This is a genomic window from Xanthobacter lutulentifluminis (assembly GCF_043194675.2).
Taxonomy (GTDB): Bacteria; Pseudomonadota; Alphaproteobacteria; order Rhizobiales; family Xanthobacteraceae; genus Xanthobacter.
Window position 1 is genome coordinate 2,149,819 of the sequence record NZ_CM195525.1, and the last position, 17,927, is coordinate 2,167,745.

Consider the following 17,927-nt stretch of genomic DNA (forward strand, 5'->3'; position numbering starts at 1 on the left):
GCTTCGGCCGCGCCCCGCCCCGGTGGGGCGCGGCCCGTCAGTCGCCGTTGAAATGGACCGTGCCGAAGCCGGACACGTCGTAGCCGCCGAGATCGGCGGCACGGGCGGCGAAGGCGGGCTGGCGGCAGAACGCCATCAGCTTCTGGAACGGCGGATCGAAATAGGCCTTGCGCCACACCAGCAGGTCGAACCGCTCGTGCGTCAGCGGCACGAAGCCGAGATTGTGCTGGCGCGCAGCCGCCTCGATGCCGAGCCCCACATCCGCCCGGCCGCCGGCGATGGCGTGGGCGAGGTCGGTCTCCGAGCGCTCGATGGTCGCCACCAGAGTCAGGTCGGCGCGGGTCAGGCCTTCGTCGGCCAGCAGCTGGTCGAGCACCATCTCGCTCGCCGCCTCGGCCTGGCGCCGCTGGAACCTGAGGCCCCTGAGATCGACCAGGCGCTGGGGCCGGCGGCCGAGCTCGCGCCGGAAGATGATGCCCCGCGCCCGTCGCGCCCATTCCAGCAGCACCCACGGCCGGCCGCCGAAGCGCCCGGCCACGGCGCCGGTGTTCCAGCCGTCCGGCTCCGGCACGTGCAGCCCGACCGCGAGGCACTCTCCCCGCCCGGCGCGATCAAGCCCGTCCAGCGCGCCGTCGAGCAGCGCGGCGATACCGGAGCGGCTCTCGCGCAGCGCCCATTCAAGGAGCGGATCGTGCCCGCCCGCCATCACCAGCGGCGGCGGGCTGGCGGCGGCAGAGGCCATCACCGGCACCGCCTCCCGCGCGCATTCCCCGGGACCGGCCGACGCGGCGATCCAGTCCTCGATGTCGCGGCGGGGAAACAGCAGCTTGCCCGTCACCCTGCGCACCGGCAGGCCGCCGGCCGCCACGAGGTCGTAGACCTTGCGCTCCTTCACCCGCAGCAGGGACGCCAGCTCTCGCGTGGTGAGAAAATCCGACATGCGGCGGCTGCCCGGGCGCGGGGTCGATGGGACGGAGGCCGGGGGCGATCCGGCCGACCTGTATCGGCATGAATACCGCTTTGCCGGCTATGCGCAACCGGAAACGCGCCGCGCCGGCAAGTCCCCGCCGGCAAGTCCCGCCCCCGCGCACCAGCACCCCTGCCCCGCCCGCTCGCAGCTCTCAACTGCGCGTTCACCCGCCACGTTCACCCGCCGCGTTCACTTGCCGCCCGGCGCCCCGCCCGGCGCGGCAGCCCTTGCATTCGCCGCGCGCCCGCGCGAGCACAGGGCGGAAGGCCCGCGCCGGCCGATCCGCCACAGGACACGCCATGACCTCCCCCAGCATCAGCCCCGCCCGCATCGGCATCCTCACCATCTCCGACCGCGCCTCCTCCGGCGGCTACGAGGATCTGTCCGGCCCGGCCATCGAGGCCTGGCTCCGGCGGGCCATCACCAGCCCCTGGACCGCGGACTACCGTGTCATCCCCGACGGCTTCGAGAGCGTGCGCGACACGCTCGTCGACATGTGCGACACGGCCGGGCTCGATCTCGTCTGCACCACCGGGGGCACCGGCCCCTCCCCGCGCGACCTGACGCCCGAGGCCATGGCGGCGGTGATCGAGAAGCCGCTCGCCGGCTTCGGCGAGCAGATGCGGCGCATCAGCCTGAACGAGGTGCCCACCGCCATCCTGTCGCGGCAGGAGGCCGGCGTGCGCGGCCGTACCCTCGTCGTCAACCTGCCGGGCAAGCCGGCTTCCATCGCGGTGTGTCTCGGCGCGGTGTTCCCCGCCATTCCCTATTGCCTCGACCTGATCGGCGCCCGCCGCATCGAGACCGATCCCGCGGTGTGCGCCGCCTTCCGGCCCAAGGGGGCGTGACGCGGGCGGCCGGCGGGCGGGATCGGCTCATCCCGGCGGCAGCAGCGCCAGCCCTCCGAGGAGGGCCGCAAGCTCCGCCTGCCGTGTCACGCCCACCTTGGCGAAGGTCTGCTTGAGATGGGTCCGCACCGTCTCGCGGGAGAGGCCGTGCTCGATGGCGATGGCATCCACCGTCGCCCCCTCGGCGATGCGCCGCGCCACCCGCGCCTCGGCGGGAGTGAGGTCGAACAGCCCCGCCACCACTTCCGCCGTGGGCACCGTGCTGCGGTCGACGCTGGTGACGATGAGCAGCGCGCTGGCGCTGTTGAGCACGTCATATGCCTCCCTGCGCACCGGCAGCAGGTGGAGGATGGCGGGCGCACGGCCCGCGCCATCCGCCGGCACCGGAATCGAATAGACCCTCCGCCCGGCGCCCCCCGACTGGATCGAGGCCGCCGCCTCGGCGAACAGCCGGTCGGCGGCCTGGGACGACACCTGCAGCCGGGACGGACCATCCTGCACCAGACCGGGCATGAGCGCGTCGAACAGCGCGTTGGTGGCATAGAGCCGCCCCCGGCCCCGCAGCACCGCCGCCGGCAGGCCGGACTGGGCCAGCGCCTCCGCCATGGCCTTGGCGCGCACCAGCCCGAAATGCGCGCCCAGCAGCGCCGCGCGGGCGAGGTGGGGGCGCAGCTGGTCGAAGAAATGGACGTGCTCCATCTCGACGACGCCGCGGGCGAACGCCCGCTCGAAGGAGAAGACGAGCGCATCGCCGCTCGGCACCTGCAGCATGGTGCCCATCGCCCAGCCCAGGCCGCGCTTGAAATAGAAGTTCTGGTAGACCGGGTCCGCGGCGATCTCCTCCGGCGTGAAGTGATCGCTGTCGCGCACGAAGCCGGGATGGTTCAGCCGGCCGAGCCGCTGCGGGCGCGGATTGATGGCGTGCCAGCCATCGCGCAGGAACTCGTCGAACACGGGCCAGATGTCGGGGGAGGCGGTCCACGCGGTGCCGCTCGAGCCCGCGGTGAAGAGGATGCCGCCCGAGCCGTCCATCCGCTGCGACAGCCGCCCGAGAAGGTGCGGCCATTTCTCGGGCACGACCGCAGCCTCATAGATCAGGTCGATGAGCGCGGCGAGATCATCCGCATCCGGCATGGCATCACCGCCATTCCCAAGCTGTAGCCGAGCACTATGGGAGATGGAACTCGCGGTTGCAACGCCAATGGCTGCAAGCCTAAGGGAAGACGCGGCGTGGCCGCGCGGCGGCTCAGAGCACCACAACGCCGCGGTGCTTGGCCTCGCCTTCCGGCTCCACGTGGATGGTGATGACCGCGTCGTCCATGTCCTTCTCGAACGCATTCTCGATGCGGTCGCAGATGTCGTGGGCGGCGGCGACGGTCATGTCGCCCGGCACCACCAGGTGGAACTCCACGAAGGTGATGCGCCCGGCGTGCCGGGTGCGCAGGTCGTGCGCCTCGATGGCGCCGGCGGCATGCAGCGAGACCAGCTCGCGGATGCGCGCCACCACGTCGGGCGGGGGCGCGGCGTCCATCAGGCCGCCGACCGATTCCTTCATCAGGCTCCAGCCGGTCCACAGCACGTTGAGCGCCACGAGCGCCGCCAGCAGCGGGTCGAGCTGCGGCCAGCCTGTAATGGGCACCAGCACGAAGCCGGCCAGCACGCCGCCGGAGGTGACCACGTCGGTGAGGATATGCCGCCCGTCGGCCACCAGCGCCGGCGAGCGCCAGGCCTTGCCCACGCGCAGCAGCACCACGCACCACACGGCATTGATGACGGTGGCCGCGCCGTTCAGCAGCATGCCCTGCAGCGGCTGGTCGGGCAGGCGCGGATCGAGGAAGCCGTAATAGGCCTCGCGCAGGATGGTGAGCGCGGCCACCACCACCAGCACCCCCTCGAGCACCGCCGAGAGATATTCCGCCTTGTGGTGACCGTACTGGTGGTTGTCGTCGGCCGGACGGGCCGAGACCTGCAGCGCGATCAGCGCCGCCGCCGATGCGGCCACGTTGATGATGCTCTCCAGCGCGTCGGAGAGCAGCGCCACCGACCCGGTGACCCACCAGGCGAGGGTCTTCAGGCCGAGGACGATGATGCCCACGAGCACGCTCGTGGCCGCCACCCACAGCGTCTTGCGGCCCATGCCCGTCTCCTCTGCTGTCCGAAACTTACCGGCGGGAGCCCCCGGACATGCACGGTGGGCGTCCGGTCCCTGCTGCCCGGGCCCGCGTGCCCGACGCTCTAGCCCCTGCGTCGCCGCAGCGCAACATCACCGGGCCGCCATCCCCACGCACGGTGTCGCGCGGCTCATTGCACCATGTGGGCGAGGGCCTTCTGCATGCCGTCCGGCGGCACCACGATGATGCCGGCAAACGGCGTGCTCATCTCCAGGATCAGGAACAGCGCGCCGCCGAGCGAGAGCGCGCACAGCAGGAACACCACCACCGACACGGTATTGATGGGCGAGAACAGGCCGAAGCTCATGAAGATGAAGGTGAGCCAGACGATCAGCACGACGATGAAGATGGGGGGCACCTGCGCCGCGCTCTCCTCGATCAGCACCCAGCGCAGCGCCGACAGGGAGCGATAGCGGTCCAGCGCCTCGGATTTCAGCTCGGTCTGATCGGCGGTCGCGGGCTGGAGCTGGCGCAGCATGGTGCCGACGCGCATCAGCTTCAGCTCGGAGGCATCGCTCGCCACATGGGCCGGGCTGCCGGGCTCGGGCCAGGTCTCCTGCAGCGCGTTGCGGGTGTAGTCGGTGAGAGCGGCGCGGGCGCCGTCCGCCTCCGGCCCGAAGTGGCGCAGGGCGGCGTCGAGCGTGATGAGATAGGTGGCGTACTGCTGCACGTCCTTGGCGGTGGTGTCGAAATTGCCCTTCACCGAGGCCGTCATGAGGCCGAGGATCAGCGACGACATGGCCGCCACCATGCCCACCCCCAGCTTCACCGCCTCCTGCGTCTCCTTGGAGAGATGGTCTTCCTTGAGCTTGCGCGCGCTCCACATGCCGAGCAGCGCGCCGCCGAACAGGCAGACGAAGACGAGCGCGGCGACCAGCAGTGAATCCATTGTCCTCCCCCGGCCCGGTCCGCCCGGCGGCCGGCATGCTCGCCGGCCCGCGCGGTATGGGGCGGGCGCGATACCAGCCGGTTCGGTGCGGAAGGTAAAGGAGAATCCGGCACGACGCAGCGGCAGCAGCCGCACATTCCGGGGCCGCCGCGGCGCGGGCCGGCACCGCGGCGAACGCGATGCGAGCCGGTGGAGCGCGACCCCGTCTGCGCCAGGGCGCGGTGGGGCGCCCGCCCTACTCGGCGGCCTTCACCGGGGAATCGGCGGCGAGCTTGGCCTCTGCGTCTTCCTGCTGCTTCAGCACGTCCGGATGGGGCATGGACATGATGTTGTAGCCGGAATCGACGAAATGCACCTCGCCGGTGACGCCGCCCGACAGCTCGGAGAGAAGATAGAGGGCCGAGCCGCCCACCTCCTCGATGCTGACAGTACGACGCAGGGGCGCGTGGCGCTTCTGGTAGTTGAACATCAGCCGGGCATCGGCGATGCCGGCGCCCGCCAGCGTGCGCACCGGGCCGGCGGAGATGGCGTTCACGCGGATGCCGGCGGGGCCGTAGTCGGCCGCCAGATAGCGCACGGAGGCCTCCAGCGCCGCCTTGGCCACGCCCATCACGTTGTAGTTCGGCATCACCCGCGTGGAGCCGCCATAGGTGAGCGTCACCAGCGAGCCGCCGTTGGGCATCAGCTCGGCGGCGCGCTTGGCCACCTCGGTGAAGGAGAAGCAGGAGATGACCATGGTGCGCGAGAAATTCTCGCGGCTGGTGTCGGCATAGCGGCCCTTCAGCTCCGACTTGTCGGAGAAGGCCACCGCATGGACCAGGAAATCGATGGAGCCCCACTGTGCCTTCAGCGCCGCGAACACCGCGTCCACGCTGGCGAGGTCTTCCACGTCGCACGGCAGGAGGATTGAGGAGCCGAGGCTTTCCGCCAGCGGCTTCACCCGCTTGGCCACCGCATCGCCCTGATAGGTGAAGGCCAGCTCCGCACCCTGCCCGGCCAGAGCCCTGGCGATGCCCCAGGCGATGGAATGGTCGTTGGCGACCCCCATCACCAGGCCCCGCTTGCCTTTCATCAGGTCCTGCATGCCTTACCCTCTCGCGCCTGAAACGCCGATAGCAGACCGCCACCGGCGGCGCCACGGGGCGGCACGGGGCCGCCCATCACCTTTGATGACCAAGCCTGACCGGCGGACCGGCCTCAGGCGTCCACGTGCTTGAAGACGAGGGACGCGTTGGTGCCGCCGAAGCCGAACGAATTGGACAGCACGGCCCCGAGGGTCACGTTGTCCCGACGCTCGCGCACGATGGGCATGTCGGCGAACACCGGGTCGAGCTCCTCGATGTTGGCGCTCTCGCAGATGAAGCCGTTCTGCATCATGAGGAGGCTGTAGATGGCCTCCTGCACGCCGGTGGCGCCGAGCGAGTGGCCGGTCAGCGACTTGGTGGCCGAGATGGGCGGGCACTTCTCGCCGGTGCCGAACACCTTGCGGATGGCCTCGATCTCCGGCGGATCGCCGGCGGGGGTCGAGGTGGCGTGCGGGTTGATGTAGTCCACCGGCACGTTCACCGTGGACATGGCGAGGCGCATGCAGCGCTCCGCGCCCTCGCCCGAGGGGGCCACCATGTCGTAGCCGTCGGAGGTGGCGCCGTAGCCGGCGATCTCGGCGTAGATCTTGGCGCCGCGCGCCTTGGCATGCTCCAGCTCTTCCAGCACCAGCACGCCCGCGCCGCCGGCGATGACGAAGCCGTCGCGGTTCACGTCATAGGCGCGGGAGGCCTTCTGCGGCGTGCCGTTGTACTTGGCGGACATGGCGCCCATGGCGTCGAACAGCATGGAGAGCGACCAGTCCAGCTCCTCGCAGCCGCCGGCGAACACCACGTCCTGCTTGCCCCACTGGATCTGCTCGTAGGCATTGCCGATGCAGTGGTTGGAGGTCGCGCAGGCGGACGAGATGGAATAGTTCACGCCCTTGATCTTGAACCAGGTCGCGAGCGTGGCCGAGGCGGTGGAGCTCATGGCCTTCGGCACCGCGAACGGGCCGATGCGCTTGGGACCCTTCGAGCGGGCGATGTCGGCCGCCTCCACCAGGGTGCGGGTGGACGGGCCGCCCGAGCCCATGATGATGCCGGTGCGCGGGTTGGAGACCTCGTCGGCCTCCAGGCCCGAATCGCGGATGGCCTGCTCCATGGCCACGTGGTTCCAAGCGGTGCCGCCACCGTGGAAGCGCATGGCGCGGCGGTCCACCACGTCCTCGGCGTTCAGGGTGGGAGCACCCTGCACCTGGCAGCGGAAGCCGAGCCTGGCGTAATCCTCGGCGAAGGAAATGCCGCTCTTGGCCTCGCGCAGGCTGGCGAGCACCTCCTGCGTGGAGTTGCCGATGGACGAGACGATGCCCATCCCGGTGACGACGACGCGCCGCATGTCAAATCCCCATTGGAAAGCACCACTATCGCCACGAAACGTGGCGGCGCCTTGTCAGGCGCCGGGTGCCGTCTCGGCCTGGAACAGGCCAACCTTCAGATCCTTGGCCCGGTAGATCACCTCACCGTCGGCGGCCAGCCAGCCGTCGGCGATGCCGAGCACGAGCTTGGAGCGCATGACGCGCTTGAACTCGATCCCGTAAACCACCTTCTTGATCCCCGGCAGCACCTGCCCGGAGAACTTCAGCTCACCCAGCCCCAGCGCGCGGCCGCGGCCCCTGGAGCCGAGCCAGCCCAGGTAGAAGCCCACGAGCTGCCACATGGCGTCGAGGCCGAGGCAGCCCGGCATCACCGGGTCGCCCTTGAAGTGGCAGGCGAAGAACCAGAGGTCCGGGTTCACGTCGAGCTCGGCGCGCATGAAGCCCTTGCCGAACTCGCCCCCCTCCTCGGAAATCTCGGTGATGCGGTCGAACATCAGCATGGGCGGCAGCGGCAGCTGCGCGTTCCCCGGCCCGAACAGCTCGCCGCGTCCGCAAGCGAGGAGATCCTCATATTCGAAGCTGGTCTGCCGGTCCGCCATTCTCGCCAGTGTCGCCATTCTGCCCGGAGAGCCGTGCCCTGCGGGTCGTTGCCGAAGAGCCCGGAGGCCCGCCCCCGCTGTCCGGCGGCGGCACTCCCTAACATAGGCAGGGGCGCGCTCAAAGTCATGAAAGCGTCACGGCACCCACATGGCTCGTTGCGGCCGGAGGCGGCGCGGGCCGGCGACCTCACGCTGCGGTGGCGGAGCCGGCCGGGCCGGTGCACACTCGCCCCGCGCGACGCAGCGCGCGACCCGCCACCAGCCAGGAGACGGATATGCCGATCTTGAAGGAGTTCAGGGAGTTCGCGGTCAAGGGCAACGTGGTGGACCTGGCCGTCGGCGTCATCATCGGCGCCGCGTTCGGCAACATCGTCACCTCGCTGGTGGGCGACGTGTTCATGCCGGTGATCGGCGCGGTCACGGGCGGCCTCGACTTCTCGAACTACTTCGTGCCCCTCTCCTCGGCGGTCACGGCGGACAACCTCGCCGACGCCAAGAAGCAGGGAGCGGTACTGGCGTATGGCTCATTCATCACCATCGCCATCAACTTCATCATCGTCGCGGCGGTGCTGTTCCTGGTGGTGCGCGCCATCAACGCCCTGCGCCGGGCCGAGGCCGACAAGCCGCCGGCCGCGCCCTCCAGGACCGAGGTCCTGCTGACCGAGATCCGCGACCTGCTGGTCCAGCGCCAGTCCTGAGCCGGCGAAAGGACGCGCTCAGCGCGCGTCCACGCCCACCGCGTCCGCCACGCTCGCGAAACCGTCCGCCTTCAGGCGGGCGGCGAGATCCGTCTTGATGCGGGCGACGAGGCCCGGCCCGTGGAACACCAGCGCCGAGTAAAGCTGCACCAGGCTCGCGCCGGCGCGGATCTTGGCATAGGCGTCGGCGCCCGAGGCGACACCGCCCGCTCCCACCAGCGGCAGGCGCTGCCCCACCAGCCGGTGCAGGACGGCGAGGCGCTCGGTCGACAGGGCCATGAGCGGCTTGCCGGAGAGGCCGCCGGTCTCGCCGCGGTAGCGGCTCTTCAGGCTGTCCGGGCGCGACAGGGTGGTGTTGCCCATGATAATGCCGTCCACCCCGGTTCCGAGCGCCGCCTCGGCCACGTCGGCCAGCCCCGCGTCGTCGAGGTCGGGGGCCACCTTCACCAGCAGCGGCGGGCGCCCGACGGGATCGGGAATGGAGGCGTTGCGCACCGAGATGACGTGGGCGAGCAGCGTCTCCATCTCCGCGCGCGCCTGCAGCGCACGCAGGCCGGGGGTGTTGGGCGAGGAGATGTTGCAGACGATGTAGTCGGCGAGGCGGCAGGTGGCCGAGACGCCGGCGGCATAATCCTCCAGCGCGTCCTCGCTCTCCTTGTTCTTCCCCACGTTGGCGCCGACGATGCCGGTCGCCCCCGCCGAGCGGCGCTTGCCGAGGCGGTAGACGAACGGCGCCAGCCCCTCGCTGTTGAAGCCGAAGCGGTTGATGACCGCCTCGTCCTCATCCAGCCGGAACAGGCGCGGCAGGGGGTTGCCGGGCTGCGGCCGGGGCGTGACGGTGCCCGCCTCCACGAAGCCGAAGCCGAGGCGGAACAGGGCGTCCGGCACCTCGCAATGCTTGTCGAAGCCGGCCGCCAGCCCGATCGGGTTGGGAAAGCCGATGTCCCACACGCGGGTGGCGAGCACCGGATCGTCCGTGCCCGCAAGGTTGGGCGTCAGCCCGCTCCGCAGCGCGCGGATGGCAAGACCGTGGGCCTGCTCCGGCGTGACGAAGCGGTAGAACGTCCGAAGGACGGCGTAGAGGTCCATCCCGTCCGTCACTCGCCGGTGACGGCGGTGCCGCCGTGAGCCTTCGACCAGCTGTGCGGATCATGCAGGAACGCCTCGATCTGGGCGATCTGCGCGGATTCGAAGCGGTTCATGGTCTTCACCGCCGCCAGCACGTCCCACCAGGTGGCGAGGCGATGCAGGCTCAGGCCGGCGTTGTCGAAGATGCCCGCGGCCTCGGCGAAGATGTCGTAATAGAAGAACACGAAGCAGTGCGAGCACTCGGCCCCCGCCTCGCGCAGGGCATTGACGAAGGTCACCTTGCTCTTGCCGTCGGTGGTCAGGTCCTCCACCAGCAGAACGCGCTGGCCGGGGGCGAGGTGGCCCTCGATCTGGGCGTTGCGGCCGAAGCCCTTGGGCTTCTTGCGCACATACTGCATGGGCAGCATCAGCCGGTCGGACACCCAGGCCGCGAACGGGATGCCCGCCGTCTCGCCGCCGGCGACGGAATCGAACTGCTCGTAGCCGATCTCGCGGTAGATGGTGGAGATGCCGAAATCCACCAGCGTCTGGCGCACCCGCGGGAAGGAGATGAGGCGGCGGCAGTCGATGTAGACCGGGCTCGCCCAGCCCGAGGTGAAGATGAACGGCTCGCCGGAGGAAAAGCGCACCGCCTCCACCTCGAGCAGCATCCGCGCGGTCTGCTCGGCGATGGTGGCCTTGTCCGGAAAAGCAGTGACGTTCGCCATGGAGCCCTCGGTGGCTGGGAATGTGACGCGCATATATCAGAGCGGCGCCACAAAGCGACAGGGGGCGCGCCACAGGTCGCCCGCGCGCGGCGGGCATATCGCCGCCGCCGCCCTGCGGCGGGACGGAGCGGGATCAGGCGGCGCGGGCGAGTGTCCGGGCGTGGTCGAGGGCCATCTCCAGCCGGTCGTTGCCCCAGAACAGCTCGCCGTCGGCGGTCACGAAGCTCGGCGCCCCGAACACGCCCGCCGCGCTGGCGGCCTCGGTCTGGCGCTTCAGGCGCTCCTTGTTCTCCGGGCGCTCGGCCTCCTCGATCACCGCGTCGCAGAAATGGCCGAGGCCGGCCAGCACCTGCCGGATGGTATCTCGATCCGCGATATCGCGACCCTGGACGAATTCGGCGCGATACAGCGCCCGGGTGAAGGCGGGGCGGCAGGCGTCGTTGAGGCAGATCGCCACCCGCGCCGCCAAGAGGCCGTTGGCGGGGAAGGGGTCCGGCCGCACCACCGGCGGCAGCCGCGCGGCGATGGCGAGGCGCTCCAGGTCCCGCCACATGTGCGCGCCCTTGATGGGATAGGCGTTGAACGGCGAGCTCGCATAGCCCTGCGCCGCGAAGATGGGGCCGAGCAGGAACGGCTTCCACGCCACCTCGACATCCGCAAGCTCGGCCAGCGCCGCGATGCGGCAGGCCGCCAGATAGGAATAGGGCGAGGCGAACTCGTAATAGAAATCGAGGGTGCCGCTGGCCATGGGCGCGTCCTGCCTGTACATCGCACCCGTAATCTGCGGCGGGGCATGGCCCTCCCGCAAGGAGCTGGATCAAGGGCGGCGGGGGCCGGGTGACGCCTTGAAGTGGGTATTGTTCTTCGCGCTGGTGATCGGGGCGGCCGTGGCCATCCTGTTCACCGTGTTCCCTGAGTGGGACATGGCCATCTCCGCCATGTTCTGGGATGCCTCGCGCCGCAACTTCGCGCTCGCCGGCGCGTCGTGGGCCAAGACCGCGCGCAACCTCGCCAACTGGATCCCCTGGGCCATCGCCGCCCCGGCCTTCGCCGCCATCGTGCTGAAGCTGATGTTCCCGCGCGGGCGCATGCTCATGCCGGCCCGCGCCGCGGTGCTGCTCGCCTTCACCATGGCGATCGGGCCGGGCCTCATCGTCAACGGCATCCTGAAGCAGGAATGGGGGCGGCCGCGCCCGGTCCACGTGGACACCTTCGGCGGCAAGGACGCCTTCAAGTCCTGGTACGAGACCGACGGCAACTGCCCCGGCAACTGCTCCTTCGTCTCCGGCGAGGGCGCGCTCGGCTTCTGGATGACCGCGCCAGCGAGCCTCATCCCCGGCCCGGCGGGCGCCGTGGCCATGGTGGCGGCGGTGACGTTCGCCAGCGTCGCCGGCGGCCTGCGCATCGCCTTCGGCGGACACTTCTTCACCGACGTGGTGTTCTCCGGCGTGCTGGTGGTGCTGCTGGTGGTTGTCACCCGCTATTTCCTCTACGACCGCGCCCGCCCGCCCTCCGACGCGGACGTGGAGCGCGCCATCGGGCGTGTCGGGCTCGGCCTTCGGGCGCTGGCGCACGGCTCCTTCCGGGCGGCGGCCTTCCTGTTCCGGCTGGCCTGGCGCGGGGTTTCGCGCGCCGGCGGCCGCTACTTGCCACGGCGCGACGCGGGCCTATAGTCCGCGCGCCTGTCCTTCCCCTTAGAAATCCCGAGAGACGTGATGGCGCGTGACGTGAAGAAGGTGGTGCTGGCCTATTCCGGTGGCCTCGATACCTCCGTGATCCTGAAGTGGCTCCAGACCACCTACAACTGCGAGGTCATCACCTTCACCGCCGACCTCGGGCAGGGGGAGGAGCTGGAGCCGGCGCGCAAGAAGGCGCAGCTGCTCGGCATCAAGGACGAGAACATCTTCATCGAGGACGTGCGCGAGGAATTCGTGCGCGACTACGTGTTCCCCATGTTCCGCGCCAATGCGGTCTATGAGGGGCTGTACCTGCTGGGCACCTCCATCGCCCGGCCGCTGATCGCCAAGAAGCAGATCGAGATCGCCCGCAAGATGGGCGCGGACGCGGTCTCCCACGGCGCCACCGGCAAGGGCAACGACCAGGTGCGCTTCGAGCTCGGCTATTATGCGCTGGAGCCGGAAATCACCGTCATCGCCCCCTGGCGCGAGTGGGACCTGACCTCCCGCACCCGTCTGCTGGAGTTCGCCGAGCAGCACCAGATCCCGATCGCCAAGGACAAGCGCGGCGAGGCCCCGTTCTCGGTGGACGCGAACCTGCTGCACTCCTCCTCCGAGGGCAAGGTGCTGGAAGACCCGGCCGAGGACGCGCCGGAATACGTCTACCAGCGCACCATCTCCCCCGAGGCGGCCCCGGACGAGCCCACCCTCATCACCATCGCCTTCGACAAGGGCGATGCGGTGGCCATCAACGGCGAGGCGCTCTCCCCCGCCACCCTGCTCACGAAGCTCAACGAGCTGGGCAAGGCCAACGGCATCGGCCGGCTCGACCTCGTCGAGAACCGCTTCGTCGGCATGAAGTCGCGCGGCGTCTACGAGACCCCCGGCGGCACCATCCTGCTCGCCGCCCATCGCGGCATCGAGAGCATCACCCTCGACCGCGGCGCCGCCCACCTCAAGGACGAGCTGATGCCGCGCTATGCGGAGCTCATCTACAACGGCTTCTGGTTCTCGCCCGAGCGCGAGATGCTGCAGGCGGCCATCGACCACTCGCAGGCCTATGTGACCGGCGAGGTGACGGTGAAGCTCTACAAGGGCAACGCCACCGTCATCGGCCGCACGAGCCCCTACTCGCTCTACAACCAGGAGCTGGTCACCTTCGAGGAAGGCGCGGTCGCCTACGACCACCGCGACGCCGCCGGCTTCATCAAGCTCAACGCCCTGCGCCTGCGGACGCTCGGCAGCCGCGCCCGGAAGATCTCCGAGTAGGCGCCGCGCGCATTGCGCACATTGAACCGGCCGCCCCCACGGGCGGCCGGTTTCGTTTGGGGCCGGCGCGCCCGACATCCGCCCGCCCCGGCGCAGGCGATCCCTGCCGGCTGGCGGCGCCCTTCCATGCAGCCTGCGCCAGAGACCGGGGAGGGCAGGACGCCTCGAGCGTTGCGGCAGAATACGACCGTACGCGTCGGCACGCCCGGCCATCACACAAGTCCCGCGTCCTCTGCCGGTCGGGCGACCGACGAGAGCGGGGGATGGGGGATTGCCGGGTCGTCACCCCCCGCGGGAAGCTGGCGCGGTGATCCCGAACGGCGCAGGCCCCGGATGACCCATCCGCCGGTGCGGCCATAGAGCGCGAACACATGCACCGCGCGATTCTACCGGCGATGCGCAGGCGCGCCCGCCTTCGCCCCGGCGCCAACCCTGTCGGACAGGCGGATCGTGACCACCGTCCCCGTTCCGCAATGCGTCTCCCGGCCGGTCCGGAGTAACGAACCGCCAGGATGCCAGCCCGCTTCGCTTCGGAGCCACTGAGGCCGCCGCCCTATCTTCGCGGCTCCCCCTGCCCCGGCAGCAGCACGCGCAAGGCGTTGAGGATCACCGCCACGTCGATGGCCTCCTGCAGCAGCGCGCCCTGCACCGGCTCGAGATAGCCGAGGGCAGCCACGACCATGCCCGCCAGCGACAGGCCGATGCCGGCGAACACGCTCTGCCGGGCGATGGCGAGGGCACGGCGGGCGATGGCCATGGCCTCGGCCAGCCGGTCGAGGCGATCCACCAGCAGCACCACGTCCGCCACCTCGGCCGAGGCCGCGGCACCGCGCGCGCCCATGGCCACCCCCACGTCGGCGGCGGCGAGGGCGGGGGCGTCGTTCACCCCGTCGCCGACCATCATCACCGTGCCGGCGCCGAGACGCGCATGGGCCTCCGCCACGTGGGACACCTTGCCCCCCGGCGGCAGGTCGCCCGCCCAGGCATCGAGCCCGAGGCCCCGCGCCAGCGCCTCCACCGCCTCGGCCCGGTCGCCCGAGGCGAGGGCGATGTGGGTGACGCCGCCGGCCCTGAGCGCGCCGAGCATGGCGGCCGCATCGTCGCGCACGCGGTCGGAAAGGATGAGCAGTCCCGCCACCTGCCCGTCCACCGCCACGGCCACCACGGCGCTCGCCGGCGGCAGGTCGGCGCGCAGGGCGAAGGGATCGCCATCGGCCCGCGCGGCCACGAAGGACGAGCCGCCCACCACCAGCCGCCGGCCCTCCACCATGCCGGTCAAGCCGACGCCGCCCTCCTCCTCGACGCCAACGGGCGGCGGCAGGCTGAGCCCGCGCGCGCGGGCCGCATCCACCAGCGCCGCCGCCACCACATGGCCCGAGGCCTGATCGAGCGCGGCGGCGAGGCGCAGCACCTCGTCGGGCGTGAAGCCGGGCGCCACGCGCACCTCCGCCAGCTCGGCGCGGCCGTGGGTAAGGGTGCCGGTCTTGTCGATGACGAGGGCGCGTACGCCGGCGAGCTTCTCCAGCGCGCCGGCGCTCTTCACCAGCACGCCGCGCTTCGCGGCGCGGGACAGACCCGCCATGAGCGCCACCGGCACGGCGAGGATGAGCGGGCAGGGCGTCGCCACCACCAGCACCGCCAGCGCCCGCCGCGGATCGCCGGAGAGCACCGCCGCCCCCACCGCCAGCGCCAGCGACACCAGTAGGAATACCAGCGCGTAGCGATCGGCGAGGCGCACCATGGGCGCGCGGCTGGCCGCCGCCGCCTCCACCAGCCGCACGATGGCGGCATAGGTGCTCTCGTCCGCGGCGCGCAGCACGACGAGGTCAAAGGCCGGACCCACGTTGACCGCGCCGGACGGCACCTCGGCCCCCGCCGGGCAGGCCACCGCCACAGCCTCGCCGGTGAGGGAGGACTGGTCGAGCAGCGCCGGCCCACCATCCACCCGGCCATCGGCCGGCACCGTATCGCCATGGCGCACGAGAACGCAGTCGCCGGCCGCGAGCAGGCCGATGGGCACCTCCACCAGCGCCCCATTCTCCCGCCGCATGGCGGAGCGGGGGGCGCGGGCGGCGAGCGCGGTCATCTCGCGGCGGGCGCGCCCCTCGGCGAAGCGCTCCAGCTGCTGGCCGCCGGCATACATGAGGGCAACCACGTTGCCGGCCAGCGGCTCGCCGAAGGCCAGCGCCGTGGCCATGGACAATGCGGCGAGCAGATCGAGCCCGAAACGGCCCGCGCGCAGCGCCTGCGCGATATCCACCACGAGCATGGCGAGGACGGGAATGGTTCCGGCGGCGAAGGCGATCTGCGCCCCGTCCGGCCGCCCGCCGACGAGCAGGCCCAGCCCCGCCACGAGGGGAACCACGGCTGCGGCCAGCAGCAGGAAGCGATCACGCGCGGGCTGTTCCCTCACCATCCGCCCGGCGCCCGCATGCTCGTCATTCCCTCGCGCAACACGTCGCATTGCCTCCAGCCGGAAGCCTCGCCATAACAGATTAGAGAAGTTCTAATTTGGAGTCACCCGGGATGCTGCCCTTCCTGCCCGGCCGCCGCCGCTTCGCCGACCTGTCCGAACAGGAAATCCTCGCCCTCGCCATCTCGTCCGAGGAGGACGATGCGCGCACCTATTCGGACTATGCCGAGACCCTGCGCAACGATTATCCCGACACGGCCAAGGTGTTCGAGAGCATGGCGGCGCAGGAGCGCGGCCATGCCACCAGCCTCTCCCGCGAGTACGAGCGCCGGTTCGGCTCCCATATTCCGCTGATCCGCCGCGAGAGCATCGCCGGCTACTACAATCGCCGCCCGGTCTGGTACGTGTGCAGCCTCGGCATCGAGCGCATCCGCGCCGAGGTGGGGCGGATGGAGGACGAATCCGCCGGCTTCTACCTGCAGGCGCAGAAGAAGACCAAGGATGCCGGCACCCGCAAGCTGCTGGAAGACCTCTACCGCACCGAGCTGCAGCACGAGGAGATCGCCGGCACCCTCGCCGACCGCTTCCTGCCCGCCGACAAGAAGGCGGAGGAGGACGAGAAGGCGCGCCGCCAGTTCGTGCTCACCTGGGTGCAGCCGGGCCTCGCCGGGCTGATGGACGGCTCGGTCTCCACCCTCGCCCCCATCTTCGCCACCGCCTTCGCCACCGAGAATTCCCACACCACCCTGCTGGTGGGCCTCGCCGCCGCCGTGGGCGCGGGCATCTCCATGGGCTTCACCGAGGCGGTGCACGACGACGGCGTCATCTCCGGCCGCGGCTCGCCCCTCAAGCGCGGCATCGCCTCGGGCGTGATGACCGCGGTCGGCGGCCTCGGCCACGCCTTGCCCTACATCATCCCCGACTTCTGGACGGCGACGATCATCGCCATCATCGTCGTGTTCGTGGAGCTGTGGGCCATCGCCTTCATCCAGAACCGCTACATGGAAACGCCGTTCTGGCGCTCGGTCTTCCAGGTGGTGCTGGGCGGCGCGCTGGTGCTGGCGGCGGGCATCTTCATCGGCGGCAGCTGAGCGGCGCCGGCTGCCCGAGCCGGCGATCCGCCTTGCGAACGATCATGGCGCCGGCGCGCGCCCGCCGGCATGATGCCCCGTGTCTCGAACCCGATGGGGGAGCGCCATGTACGCCATGGTCCTGAAGCAGGCCGGGGAGCGGCTGGTCCGGGAGGAACGGCCCGATCCCAGCCCCGGCCCCGGCGAGGTGGTGATCGAGGTCACCGCCTGCGGCGTCTGCCGCACCGACCTGCACGTGGTGGACGGCGAACTGCCCCAGACCCGCCTGCCCATCGTGCCCGGCCACGAGATCGTCGGCAGGGTGAGCGCGCTCGGCGCGGGCGTGACGCATCTTCAGGCCGGCGAGCGGGTCGGGGTGGGCTGGCTCGGCCACGCCTGCGGCACCTGCCCCTATTGCGCCGCCGCCGAGGAGAACCTCTGCGATGCGCCGGACTTCACGGGCTGCACCCGCGACGGCGGCTTCGCCTCCCACGCGGTGGCGGACGCGCAGTTCGTCTACCCCTTGGGCGAGACCGGGGAGGACATCGCGCTCGCCCCGCTGCTGTGCGCCGGGCTCATCGGCTGGCGCACGCTGAAGATGGCGGGCGAGGGCAAGCGCATCGGCCTCTACGGCTTCGGCGCGGCGGCCCACATCATCGCCCAGGTGGCGCGCTGGCAGGGCCGCGAGATCCACGCCTTCACCCGCCCCGGCGACACGGCGGCGCAAGACTTCGCCCGCGAGATGGGCGCCGTCTATGCCGGCCCCTCCGACCAGCCCGCGCCCGAGCCGCTGGACGCCGCGCTGATCTTCGCCCCGGCGGGCGAGCTGGTGCCGCAGGCCCTGCGCGCGGTGCGCAAGGGCGGCCGCGTGGTGTGCGGCGGCATCCACATGAGCGACATCCCCGCCTTTCCCTACCGCTGGCTGTGGGAGGAGCGGAAGATCCTGTCGGTGGCCAACCTGACGCGCGCCGACGCCCACGAATTCCTGGCGCTGGCGCCGAAGGCCGGCATCACCACCCACGTCACGCCCTACCCCCTCGCCGAGGCGAACACGGCGCTGGACGACCTGCGCCATGGCCGGCTGAAGGGGGCGGCGGTGCTGGTGCCCTGAGCAGGCGGAGCGATCG

The 17,927-nt window shown here is 70.9% G+C and carries 17 protein-coding genes; 6 read left to right on the top strand and 11 right to left on the bottom strand.

Annotated features, from left to right (window positions below; all coding sequences use genetic code 11):
- Positions 1 to 37 precede the first annotated feature (37 nt).
- Positions 38 to 940: a substrate-binding domain-containing protein gene (locus V5F49_RS09790; protein ID WP_394117498.1), complete on the bottom strand. Its 903-nt coding sequence runs from the start codon at positions 938 to 940 to the stop codon at positions 38 to 40.
- 329 nt (positions 941 to 1,269) lie between these two features.
- On the opposite strand from V5F49_RS09790, the gene mog reads away from it, so the two are divergent.
- Positions 1,270 to 1,818, top strand: a complete 549-nt coding sequence (gene mog / locus V5F49_RS09795; RefSeq protein WP_394117497.1) for a molybdopterin adenylyltransferase — start codon at positions 1,270 to 1,272, stop codon at positions 1,816 to 1,818.
- Positions 1,819 to 1,845: 27 nt separating this feature from the next.
- Here the strand turns inward: mog and V5F49_RS09800 are convergent, their stop codons facing one another.
- The 6 genes from V5F49_RS09800 to fabA all read right to left on the bottom strand — a co-directional run bounded on the left by V5F49_RS09800 (position 1,846) and on the right by fabA (position 7,878).
- Positions 1,846 to 2,952: a helix-turn-helix transcriptional regulator gene (locus tag V5F49_RS09800; RefSeq protein WP_394117496.1), complete on the bottom strand. Its 1,107-nt coding sequence runs from the start codon at positions 2,950 to 2,952 to the stop codon at positions 1,846 to 1,848.
- A 112-nt stretch (positions 2,953 to 3,064) separates the two neighbouring features.
- Positions 3,065 to 3,955: a cation diffusion facilitator family transporter gene (locus tag V5F49_RS09805; RefSeq protein ID WP_394117495.1), complete on the bottom strand. Its 891-nt coding sequence runs from the start codon at positions 3,953 to 3,955 to the stop codon at positions 3,065 to 3,067.
- Positions 3,956 to 4,119: 164 nt separating this feature from the next.
- Positions 4,120 to 4,878, bottom strand: a complete 759-nt coding sequence (locus tag V5F49_RS09810; RefSeq protein WP_394117494.1) for a bestrophin-like domain — start codon at positions 4,876 to 4,878, stop codon at positions 4,120 to 4,122.
- Positions 4,879 to 5,113: 235 nt separating this feature from the next.
- On the bottom strand, positions 5,114 to 5,962 hold the full coding sequence (gene fabI, locus V5F49_RS09815) for an enoyl-ACP reductase FabI (RefSeq protein ID WP_394117493.1): 849 nt from the start codon (positions 5,960 to 5,962) through the stop codon (positions 5,114 to 5,116).
- A 113-nt stretch (positions 5,963 to 6,075) separates the two neighbouring features.
- Positions 6,076 to 7,299, bottom strand: coding sequence for a beta-ketoacyl-ACP synthase I (fabB, locus tag V5F49_RS09820; RefSeq protein ID WP_394117492.1), 1,224 nt, complete (start codon positions 7,297 to 7,299; stop codon positions 6,076 to 6,078).
- A gap of 54 nt (positions 7,300 to 7,353) precedes the next feature.
- Positions 7,354 to 7,878: a 3-hydroxyacyl-[acyl-carrier-protein] dehydratase FabA gene (gene fabA / locus V5F49_RS09825; protein WP_394117491.1), complete on the bottom strand. Its 525-nt coding sequence runs from the start codon at positions 7,876 to 7,878 to the stop codon at positions 7,354 to 7,356.
- 281 nt (positions 7,879 to 8,159) lie between these two features.
- Between fabA and mscL the strand changes: the two genes are divergently transcribed.
- The gene (gene mscL, locus V5F49_RS09830) at positions 8,160 to 8,576 is read left to right on the top strand and encodes a large conductance mechanosensitive channel protein MscL (protein ID WP_394117590.1); all 417 of its coding nucleotides are present in this window, start codon (positions 8,160 to 8,162) and stop codon (positions 8,574 to 8,576) included.
- 18 nt (positions 8,577 to 8,594) lie between these two features.
- On the opposite strand, the gene V5F49_RS09835 is transcribed toward mscL, so the two are convergent.
- The 3 genes from V5F49_RS09835 to V5F49_RS09845 all read right to left on the bottom strand — a co-directional run bounded on the left by V5F49_RS09835 (position 8,595) and on the right by V5F49_RS09845 (position 11,120).
- Positions 8,595 to 9,665, bottom strand: coding sequence for a quinone-dependent dihydroorotate dehydrogenase (locus V5F49_RS09835; protein WP_394117490.1), 1,071 nt, complete (start codon positions 9,663 to 9,665; stop codon positions 8,595 to 8,597).
- 8 nt (positions 9,666 to 9,673) lie between these two features.
- Positions 9,674 to 10,372 (bottom strand): orotate phosphoribosyltransferase, encoded by a 699-nt coding sequence (locus V5F49_RS09840; protein WP_394117489.1) that lies wholly within the window; start codon positions 10,370 to 10,372, stop codon positions 9,674 to 9,676.
- A gap of 133 nt (positions 10,373 to 10,505) precedes the next feature.
- Positions 10,506 to 11,120 (bottom strand): 2-hydroxychromene-2-carboxylate isomerase, encoded by a 615-nt coding sequence (locus tag V5F49_RS09845; RefSeq protein ID WP_394117488.1) that lies wholly within the window; start codon positions 11,118 to 11,120, stop codon positions 10,506 to 10,508.
- Positions 11,121 to 11,217: 97 nt separating this feature from the next.
- Here V5F49_RS09845 and V5F49_RS09850 point away from each other — a divergent pair, with 97 nt between their 5' ends.
- Together V5F49_RS09850 and V5F49_RS09855 are read left to right on the top strand one after the other, a co-directional pair.
- Positions 11,218 to 12,045, top strand: coding sequence for a phosphatase PAP2 family protein (locus tag V5F49_RS09850; protein ID WP_394117487.1), 828 nt, complete (start codon positions 11,218 to 11,220; stop codon positions 12,043 to 12,045).
- Between the two features lie 42 nt (positions 12,046 to 12,087).
- A complete protein-coding gene (locus tag V5F49_RS09855) occupies positions 12,088 to 13,317 on the top strand; it encodes an argininosuccinate synthase (protein WP_394117486.1) in 1,230 nt (409 codons plus the stop codon).
- Between the two features lie 553 nt (positions 13,318 to 13,870).
- Here the strand turns inward: V5F49_RS09855 and V5F49_RS09860 are convergent.
- Positions 13,871 to 15,733 carry a heavy metal translocating P-type ATPase gene (locus V5F49_RS09860; protein WP_394117485.1) on the bottom strand — a complete coding sequence of 621 codons (1,863 nt, stop codon included), beginning with the start codon at positions 15,731 to 15,733 and terminating at the stop codon, positions 13,871 to 13,873.
- A 110-nt stretch (positions 15,734 to 15,843) separates the two neighbouring features.
- On the opposite strand from V5F49_RS09860, the gene mbfA reads away from it, so the two are divergent.
- Together mbfA and V5F49_RS09870 are read left to right on the top strand one after the other, a co-directional pair.
- Positions 15,844 to 16,821, top strand: coding sequence for an iron exporter MbfA (gene mbfA / locus V5F49_RS09865; RefSeq protein ID WP_394117484.1), 978 nt, complete (start codon positions 15,844 to 15,846; stop codon positions 16,819 to 16,821).
- Between the two features lie 106 nt (positions 16,822 to 16,927).
- Entirely contained in the window at positions 16,928 to 17,911 is a 984-nt protein-coding gene (locus V5F49_RS09870) for a zinc-dependent alcohol dehydrogenase family protein (RefSeq protein WP_394117483.1), read from the top strand.
- The last annotated feature ends 16 nt before the right edge of the window (positions 17,912 to 17,927 follow it).

Bases quoted from the DNA above. Each gene is read 5' to 3' on its own strand.
- V5F49_RS09790 (WP_394117498.1), bottom strand. From the start codon at position 940: ATGTCGGATTTTCTCACCACGCGAGAGCTGGCGTCCCTGCTGCGGGTG.
- fabA (WP_394117491.1), bottom strand. From the start codon at position 7,878: ATGGCGGACCGGCAGACCAGCTTCGAATATGAGGATCTCCTCGCTTGC.
- V5F49_RS09870 (WP_394117483.1), top strand. From the start codon at position 16,928: ATGTACGCCATGGTCCTGAAGCAGGCCGGGGAGCGGCTGGTCCGGGAG.
- mog (WP_394117497.1), top strand. From the start codon at position 1,270: ATGACCTCCCCCAGCATCAGCCCCGCCCGCATCGGCATCCTCACCATC.
- V5F49_RS09800 (WP_394117496.1), bottom strand. From the start codon at position 2,952: ATGCCGGATGCGGATGATCTCGCCGCGCTCATCGACCTGATCTATGAG.
- V5F49_RS09835 (WP_394117490.1), bottom strand. From the start codon at position 9,665: ATGGACCTCTACGCCGTCCTTCGGACGTTCTACCGCTTCGTCACGCCG.
- V5F49_RS09810 (WP_394117494.1), bottom strand. From the start codon at position 4,878: ATGGATTCACTGCTGGTCGCCGCGCTCGTCTTCGTCTGCCTGTTCGGC.
- V5F49_RS09840 (WP_394117489.1), bottom strand. From the start codon at position 10,372: ATGGCGAACGTCACTGCTTTTCCGGACAAGGCCACCATCGCCGAGCAG.
- fabB (WP_394117492.1), bottom strand. From the start codon at position 7,299: ATGCGGCGCGTCGTCGTCACCGGGATGGGCATCGTCTCGTCCATCGGC.
- V5F49_RS09860 (WP_394117485.1), bottom strand. From the start codon at position 15,733: ATGGTGAGGGAACAGCCCGCGCGTGATCGCTTCCTGCTGCTGGCCGCA.
- V5F49_RS09805 (WP_394117495.1), bottom strand. From the start codon at position 3,955: ATGGGCCGCAAGACGCTGTGGGTGGCGGCCACGAGCGTGCTCGTGGGC.
- mbfA (WP_394117484.1), top strand. From the start codon at position 15,844: ATGCTGCCCTTCCTGCCCGGCCGCCGCCGCTTCGCCGACCTGTCCGAA.
- V5F49_RS09845 (WP_394117488.1), bottom strand. From the start codon at position 11,120: ATGGCCAGCGGCACCCTCGATTTCTATTACGAGTTCGCCTCGCCCTAT.
- V5F49_RS09855 (WP_394117486.1), top strand. From the start codon at position 12,088: ATGGCGCGTGACGTGAAGAAGGTGGTGCTGGCCTATTCCGGTGGCCTC.
- fabI (WP_394117493.1), bottom strand. From the start codon at position 5,962: ATGCAGGACCTGATGAAAGGCAAGCGGGGCCTGGTGATGGGGGTCGCC.